The 7,328-nt window shown below is 41.7% G+C and carries 14 protein-coding genes; 3 read left to right on the top strand and 11 right to left on the bottom strand.

The window, feature by feature from the left end; all coding sequences use genetic code 11:
* The 10 genes from FTU29_RS17710 to FTU29_RS16855 form a co-directional block, all read right to left on the bottom strand.
* The coding region (locus FTU29_RS17710) for a DUF1064 domain-containing protein (RefSeq protein WP_180122984.1) at positions 1-211 on the bottom strand (211 nt) is incomplete at its 3' end.
* Positions 189-626 carry a hypothetical protein gene (locus tag FTU29_RS16810; RefSeq protein ID WP_180122986.1) on the bottom strand — a complete coding sequence of 146 codons (438 nt, stop codon included), beginning with the start codon at positions 624-626 and terminating at the stop codon, positions 189-191. The genes FTU29_RS16810 and FTU29_RS17710, both read right to left, overlap by 23 nt.
* On the bottom strand, positions 623-919 hold the full coding sequence (locus FTU29_RS16815; RefSeq protein WP_180122988.1) for a hypothetical protein: 297 nt from the start codon (positions 917-919) through the stop codon (positions 623-625). The genes FTU29_RS16810 and FTU29_RS16815 overlap by 4 nt, the downstream gene beginning before the upstream one ends.
* Entirely contained in the window at positions 916-1,164 is a 249-nt protein-coding gene (locus FTU29_RS16820) for a hypothetical protein (protein ID WP_180004863.1), read from the bottom strand. Before FTU29_RS16820 ends, FTU29_RS16815 begins: the two co-directional genes overlap by 4 nt.
* The gene (locus FTU29_RS16825) at positions 1,161-1,670 is read right to left on the bottom strand and encodes a hypothetical protein (RefSeq protein ID WP_180122990.1); all 510 of its coding nucleotides are present in this window, start codon (positions 1,668-1,670) and stop codon (positions 1,161-1,163) included. Before FTU29_RS16825 ends, FTU29_RS16820 begins: the two co-directional genes overlap by 4 nt.
* Positions 1,667-3,031, bottom strand: coding sequence for a replicative DNA helicase (locus tag FTU29_RS16830; protein WP_180122992.1), 1,365 nt, complete (start codon positions 3,029-3,031; stop codon positions 1,667-1,669). Before FTU29_RS16830 ends, FTU29_RS16825 begins: the two co-directional genes overlap by 4 nt.
* Positions 3,024-4,031, bottom strand: coding sequence for a DNA-binding protein (locus FTU29_RS17560; protein ID WP_257226955.1), 1,008 nt, complete (start codon positions 4,029-4,031; stop codon positions 3,024-3,026). Before FTU29_RS17560 ends, FTU29_RS16830 begins: the two co-directional genes overlap by 8 nt.
* Positions 4,028-4,180: a hypothetical protein gene (locus FTU29_RS16845; RefSeq protein WP_180122981.1), complete on the bottom strand. Its 153-nt coding sequence runs from the start codon at positions 4,178-4,180 to the stop codon at positions 4,028-4,030. The genes FTU29_RS17560 and FTU29_RS16845 overlap by 4 nt, the downstream gene beginning before the upstream one ends.
* Positions 4,181-4,241: 61 nt before the next feature.
* Positions 4,242-4,598, bottom strand: coding sequence for a helix-turn-helix transcriptional regulator (locus tag FTU29_RS16850; protein WP_180122994.1), 357 nt, complete (start codon positions 4,596-4,598; stop codon positions 4,242-4,244).
* 9 nt (positions 4,599-4,607) lie between these two features.
* The gene (locus FTU29_RS16855) at positions 4,608-4,796 is read right to left on the bottom strand and encodes a hypothetical protein (protein ID WP_180122996.1); all 189 of its coding nucleotides are present in this window, start codon (positions 4,794-4,796) and stop codon (positions 4,608-4,610) included.
* Between the two features lie 107 nt (positions 4,797-4,903).
* Between FTU29_RS16855 and FTU29_RS16860 the strand changes: the two genes are divergently transcribed.
* Positions 4,904-5,557, top strand: coding sequence for a LexA family transcriptional regulator (locus tag FTU29_RS16860; RefSeq protein WP_180122998.1), 654 nt, complete (start codon positions 4,904-4,906; stop codon positions 5,555-5,557).
* 394 nt (positions 5,558-5,951) lie between these two features.
* Here the strand turns inward: FTU29_RS16860 and FTU29_RS16865 are convergent, their stop codons facing one another.
* On the bottom strand, positions 5,952-6,203 hold the full coding sequence (locus tag FTU29_RS16865; protein ID WP_180122983.1) for a hypothetical protein: 252 nt from the start codon (positions 6,201-6,203) through the stop codon (positions 5,952-5,954).
* 205 nt (positions 6,204-6,408) lie between these two features.
* On the opposite strand from FTU29_RS16865, the gene FTU29_RS16870 reads away from it, so the two are divergent.
* Both FTU29_RS16870 and FTU29_RS16875 read left to right on the top strand, forming a co-directional pair.
* Positions 6,409-6,765, top strand: coding sequence for a hypothetical protein (locus FTU29_RS16870; RefSeq protein WP_180115157.1), 357 nt, complete (start codon positions 6,409-6,411; stop codon positions 6,763-6,765).
* Positions 6,762-7,196, top strand: a complete 435-nt coding sequence (locus FTU29_RS16875; protein ID WP_180123000.1) for a hypothetical protein — start codon at positions 6,762-6,764, stop codon at positions 7,194-7,196. Before FTU29_RS16870 ends, FTU29_RS16875 begins: the two co-directional genes overlap by 4 nt.
* Positions 7,197-7,328 lie beyond the last annotated feature (132 nt).

Consider the following 7,328-nt stretch of genomic DNA (forward strand, 5'->3'; position numbering starts at 1 on the left):
CCAAGACAAATTTGACCTGACACCGTAACTCTGAAATTTCACCCCTCTGCATTCGCGCTGTAAGCTCGATATAGCGCTTGTACTCTTTGACGCTATCGAACTTCATTCCATCCTTTTCAATGCGCTGAGCGTTAAATTTGCTGCGCCCTGACTTGGGTTTGGTCTTGTGCGCGTATTGTTTATGGTATTCAGCGAGTGAGATGCTGGTCACTATCACCTCGCAAAGCCAAGCAAGCTAATTGCTCAGCTAGATCAAAAGCATCACATTTTCCCGAATAATATGAATCAGCATTTTTCTTGTATTCATTCTCTGCAACCTCGTAATTATTTGAAAGCTGCACCACAAGATTTTTAATATTGGATTCCAGCAACTCCACACGTTTTTTCTTCTCGATATAACAAGCCTCCATGTTATTGAGCTGGGTTTTCAGTTGATCACGCTCTCTTTGCAGGCGATGAATATGATCGATTGAAGTGCAGGCACTCGCAAACCATGACTCAAAAGCAATATGCACCGGCAACACTCGATAAACATCACCATCCTTATCAAACAGCTTGTCACCATGGATGAATCGCATGTTTGTGTAGAAGTCTTGATCCTCAAACCACTTTTCAAAATCACTCATCCCTCAATCACCCTCGTCGTCGGCGCAATATGATTCCGAATGTCTGATACACGATCAGTGCGGTCGTGGTCGGCTATGGCTGCGCGAATTGCGTCAAGCTTGATAGCTAAATCCATCGGGTCACACTTACCCCAATATTCAAGCCACTTTTGATAGCTGTCGCTGTATCGAAACCACTTACCATCCTTTCTTTGAGCGAAATACATCACACCATCTAGGCAAGGTATAACAACCTGTGAGTTTCCAGGCGCACCATCCACAATTTCCCGCATTTGTTCGATTGTTATGTTCATGCCGCTTCCCCTTTAACATTCATGATGTCTTTAGCGTATTGAGTTGCTTGATAATGACTCGATGAGACACGCTCTAAATATCCCGCTTTCACATGCTCATTTAGCAAGCTGTAGACTGTTGCTCGATGGAAATCAAAAACTGCCTCTTGCACATCTGCGACTGAAAACGGTTGAGTCGCATAGCAAGCAAACAACATCAAACTGATTTGGTCTTCAAAGAGAACTCTTTTTTTAGGTTTGCTCATGCCACACCTCCAAATAAATCCAAAGTCCATTCATCGCGAACCGGATTTGACTTTGCTTTGGTCTGCTTTTCTACCTTTAGCTTTGTCGCTGGCTTCATTGGTGGCGCATATTCAAGCTCCAGTGATTCGGTTGCTAGGAATGTCTTGTTGAATTCCTCTTGAGTTGGCACCCAATCAACTAACTGCCAGAACTCACACCCATGTCTTAAACCTGCACACACTCGATCTGCTTCAGCCTGTAAAAACCAAAAACTAATGTGAGAGACTTTTTGAGCAGGATTCATGTTTTTGCAGTGTTCTTTTTTTTGCTCTTTGAATGCTTCAACAAAATAAATTTCAAGCTTCTGATCGGCTGCAATTTCAATCTCATTTTCACCAATCAAGCCAAGCCATATTTTGAAGTCGATATTTTCCTGCTTATTCAATCCAGCAAACGCATGATCAGTAAGTGGTTTTGGATAAGCTGTAAAACCGCTTGAGTCTTTGTATTCAGAAATTACGCTCACACCCCACCTCCTACACGCTGATCCTGATAGAACTCAGGGCTTAAATCCGTAAATGTTGCTCGACCTAAATCCGTCGCAAGGCGGACGGTTCCAGTAGATCCATTTCGAGCTTTACCAATAATGATTTCTGCAGTACCCGCTTCTTTTGAATCCTTGTTGTAGACTTCATCCCGATAAATAAACATGATGATGTCTGCATCTTGCTCAATAGCGCCTGACTCACGAATATCTGACATCACTGGTCGCTTATTTGGTCTGTTCTCTAAAGAGCGGTTTAGCTGAGACAAGGCAAATACAGGGCATCCAAAGTCCTTAGCAATCTTCTTAAGACCATTCGATATATCCCCAATTTCCTGAACCTTGTTTCCTGACTTCTCAGGCGGTGTCATGATTTGCAAGTAATCAATAACTATCGCATCTAGTTTTCCAAGTGTGCTTTGCTTAACTTTTCGAGCTTCGCGTCTAATGTCTGCCAAACTTGGTTGTGACTTGTCGTTGATGTAGATCGAGCACTTATTCAGGATTTCAGTAGCTTTGTAGATACAGCCTGCACCATCAGAGTCAAAACGCGCCGAACGAACGGACTTCAAAGGAATTTGCCCAAGGCATGAAATTAAGCGTTCTGTGATTTGCTCAGATGACATCTCTCCACTCATGAACAAAACTGTTTTGCCTTGGTTTACTGATAAATTCAGGAAGATGTTTTGAGCAAAAGTAGTTTTACCCATTGATGGACGTGCCCCGATAATGATCAGGTCGGTTGGGTCAATGCGATCCAACTTGTTATCCAGCTCAATAAATCCAGTCTTCAAAATATTTTCATCAGGATCAATTCCATCGTGTAGCTTTTGGTGACGATCAATCACATTCGATACAACACGTTTTGCCACATCAGCAATCTTGAACGTGCCTTGAGCCTGCACAGTGCTATCCAACCCAGATGCGAGGGATTGAACTCGCTCAATTGCCGATTCAGCCGTGTAGCCCGTTGTATCCCCAGCGATAACCGAAACCTGTTTGCCCAACTCCGCAATTTTTCTTCGTGAAGATAAATCCTTCAGTGTTTTGATATGCGTTGGAAGCAATCTAGGAAGCGCCATAGCGCTTGATAATTCCATGATGTAGGTTTCATCGATTTGTGATGATTCGTTGAAGTTTGAGCGGATTTTCTCCCAAATAACGATCGCATCGTGCCCTTCACCCTTCAAGTGCTGTGACTTGATGTGGTTGAAAATGATTTGATGGCGGGTTGCATGAAAATCAGCAACGTCCATCTGCTCAATGCTGTCACCCAATTCAGAGAAATCCATAAATGAACATAGAACTGCTTGTTCTGTAGGAATTGAAAATAACTCAGTCATTGTTCATCCCCTTGAATGTGCGTTTGACTCCTTTGAATACAGGTGGTGCTTGCTCTTGAGCTTGCCCCTTCACCTGTGGGTTCTCTAGCTGCTCCAGCTCAGCATTCGTCTCAGCCCAATTCCATGCAGCTTTGAACGACTCCCATCCGCGTAAAACGATAATCTGGAATACACGCTCATTGGTGAGTTGTGCTTCGGTCGCTTGGTTGAAAATGATTTTTAGAGAACGGTCAGTGATGGTTTTACGTTTCTTGTTTTTCAGATCAATAAACTCTTGAGCTGTTTTTTCAGATACACCGTTTTCGATTAAGAATTTTTTAGCAGAGAATTTTTGTGCTTTGGGTGCAGCAGCACCTAAATTAATATCTGTAGTATTCTCTGTAGTATTCTCTGAATTAGGTGTGCCGTATGGCACATTCAATTGTTCCGTATGGCACATATAATTGTGCGTTTCGGCACATTCAATTGTTCCGTATGGCACATTCAATTGTTCCGTATGGCACATATAATTGTGCGTTTCGGCACATTCAATTGTTCCGTATGGCACATTCAATTGTTCCGTATGGCACATATAATTGTGCGTTTCGGCACATTCAATTGTTCCGTATGGCACATTCAATTGTTCCGTATGGCACAATTTAGACGTATCAAGGCTTTCAGAGTATTCAATGAGTGATTTATAGAGATTTTCACGCTCAACACGGAAGTACACGCGAGGTGGAACTCCATGCTTCTTCTCAGAAATAAAACCTAGATCTTTCAATACTTTTCGAGCTGTATGTTGCTCTTTTCGAGTCAGCCCGGTTTCCATCGTCCAGTCATGATGATCCTTATAGATCCAACCTTCCGAATTTTTAGCACGAGAAGTCCAGTAAACTAATTGCGAAAGCATGAGTGCACCATTGATACCACACCCAATAAAAACGTAATGTTTGTTAAACGCGATTGGTTGATCATTCATAGCTTCGATTAACTTAATCATGGGGATGCTTGTATTCATTCAACCTCCCCTGCAAATTTAATAAGTTGTAGCTTTGCTGTAGCGAGCGCTTGAGCGTTCTCAAGTGTGCGATTTTTGGAATAAGCCATAACCGCTTTTTGGAATAACCAAACCTTTCGGTTTAGCTCAATTTCTGTTAATATTTTCATGTTCATTGGTTCCTATTAATGAATGACTAACCGCTTTCCTGTTCGCGCAGGAAGCGGTTTTTTAGTACCCTAATTTTTCTCTCTGAACGCTAATCTCGTCATGGAATAAATCATCCACAGATTCAATTCGGTTCATCCAGCTCTTCGACATCACAAGCAATGCTTCAACTCGTGATTTATCAATGCTTTGATATTCCTTCGGCACGATCTTTAAACCAAGACAACTCAACAACTCGCAAAAAGTTTCAATTTCCGTCAAGTCGTTGTTTTTCTTCTCTGTTTTCATTCTTGAAAGAGTGCTCGGGTCAACACCTAGCTGCTCGGCCAATTCGCTTTGCTTGCTATTTGCAAGCGCCTGCAAAATCCGAGAAATGCTATTTCTGGCGCTTGCAGATGGTTCAATTGATACTTTGTTCACAGCAACTCCTTAAACTGCTAGAGGCTGTAAATCAGCCTTTAATTTGCCATTGGTTTGGACTTCGAAGGTCGCTTGTGTGCGCGGTGGGATGCCATACTTTTCCCACTTCCATAAAGTGACACCTGAGAAGCCGGTTTTTTGAGAAAGCTCCTTTTTGGTTTTGCAACCAAAATGCTTCATGAGGTCATGTGTTTTCATATTAATAAACTTAACCATAGTTAATTAACCAAAGTTACCACATGTTAACCACTGTTTCAACACTATGCATTAACATTAGTTAATGAATTAAATTACTGGATTTACCTATGTCATTCCATGTGCGCCTTCAACAAAAATTAAATGAAAAAGGCCTGAAGCCTGCGGATCTAGCTCGCGCGGCAGGCGTGTCAAATGTTGCTGCGGGGAAATGGTTTCACGGTGAAAGCGAGCCAAAAGCCGCGAAACTGAAATTAATTGCGGACTATTTGGGTGTGACTGATGACTGGCTTTTGGCAGGCAGAGGGTCGTCGGAAAAACTCGACAACAATGTTGATCTATCAAATAAGATTCAAATCGAAGGTCGCCCCGTTCCTGTTATTTCATGGGTTGCTGCGGGGTCATTTACGCCTATTGAGACTGTGCTTAGAGATGCGGAAATCGATGAGTACCTACCACCCATCAAAGAGTGTGGAAAGAATGGTTATGGCTTGGTGGTGGTTGGTAATTCAATGAAGCCAGACTTTAAGCCGGGTGATCGTATTTATGTAAACCCAGATATTCAGACTTTCGACTTGCAGACCGACGACCTAGTTATTATTGCTTGCAGTGGAGAAACTGAGGCTACATTTAAAAAATTAATCATTGAGGGTGGTGATAAATACTTACAACCACTTAATCCAAATTGGCCTGAGCAAATCATTAAGTTGACTGAGGACTGCCGACTGGTGGGCAAGGTTGTTGGTTTGCATAGAAAGTTTTAGAAAATAAAGCCGCATACCCGAGCGGCTCTTGGATCGGGTGGAGAATAGCTTTGAGAAACACCAGGACTAATGCTCTTTTAGCTCAAGTGATGATATCGGAAGAGTCAACACCTAGAGAAGAGAGGAGCGATATAACATTATATTTCAATGGAACATCATTGAGAGGCACAATACTCTCAGCGGAAGAGTACTATGCATATCCCGCAAACAGTATATATTCTGAGCTCTATGTAGAGTCTATAAAGAAGCCAAGAGAGCCTCATATTGAGCAATTTGAGAAGGATGGTGACATTAATGCATTCCCAGACCAATTAAGTCAGGTTTTCCTTCATTTATTACATAGTGAAGGAACTATTCAGATACGTTTATCTGATGTTGTCGCATTCTCATTCGATTAATACATCCAGTTATTATTTTTTCCGCCTAACTTGCCACCCGTTTTCCCAGAAAGGGTGGTTTCAGGTTTTGGGCAGCAAACAACGCCCATTCCGTTAAAATAGTCCTGCTGATCCTGAATGGCCTTATCAATCCACTCTTGGTTTGCATCTACAACAGCATCCTCTAAGAGTGTGATTGAGCCTTCATATAATTTAATGCGTGTTCCAGCTGGAATAATTCCGCGTTCTAATTCTTGATTCTTATCCATAACAAACTCCAAACAACCCACCTTGTGTGGGTTTTCTTTTGTCTATTAAAGCACAGTTAATTAGTCAGTTAATAATATTATGAACTTTTGTTAATTTTCCTGTTGACCTTTTTATTAACTAAGGTTAATCTTTTTCTCGTAACCACAAAAAAAGCACACCGACCCTTTCAACCTTCGATGTGCTTTGCAAACTACGGGGACCATTATGGATAGTAACAAGAAACAAATCAAGTTTGCTGGTAGTGCTCTTGCACTTGCAGCATTCATTGTCGGTGCATTTTCAATATCACCTGCCTCTACTACCGCACCGATTGATGACAATCAAGTTGTCGTTACAGGCGAAGTAAAGCTTAAGCAAAAACTTAAATTTTGTGCTGAACAATGCCCTGCGCTAATCACTATCGGTGATTACGAAGTATTTGTTGAATATGGGCTTGATGGTGAGTCAATTCGCTATATGGAACCAATGAGCGTTTCCAAAGATGGCATTGAAGTAAATGCATACATCGATCAGGTGGATATTCAAAATATTAACGCTGCGATTTTGCGAGGTGATCAATGAACATCAAAGCTAACACCTTAATCCTTGCTCCTGTCTTCCCTGATTTTGAAGTGGCTGAAGACATTGCTATTCATGACGGCAAGGTTGAATTCACGCTTCAGTATCGCTTCGACTTTATCAGTGATGCGTCTATCGAATGCTGCATGCCATTACTTGAGTGCACACAAGGTTTTGCAGTTGGTGATTCAGATCCACAAAACTGCCATGAAATTGATATCCCTGCTTTTAAAGCAATTGAAAACACACTGGTAACTGTAATGAAAACTGATGCTGTGGCAACTAAAGAAGGCAATGAATTTATCTTACTTCCTGAGCAGTTGCGTGCGTTGAATGTGTTGATTGTGGATTGGTGTGAAGAACAGTTTTTAAAAGAATCTGAACAGCAAGCTACTTATGTTGCTGAGGATATGGCAGAGGAGATTTACGGATGAATGCAAAACTAGAAATCGTTGCTGTTGAACAACCTGAAATTATCGAAGCTTTCAAAGTTGAAGGCGGTACAAAAGCTTTGTTTGATCGTGTCTCTGAAAATGCTCGCTCTGTTGTATTTGATATGAGTGTTA

Origin of the sequence: Acinetobacter sp. YH12086 (assembly GCF_013419345.1) — a bacterium.
GTDB lineage: Bacteria > Pseudomonadota > Gammaproteobacteria > Pseudomonadales > Moraxellaceae > Acinetobacter > Acinetobacter amyesii.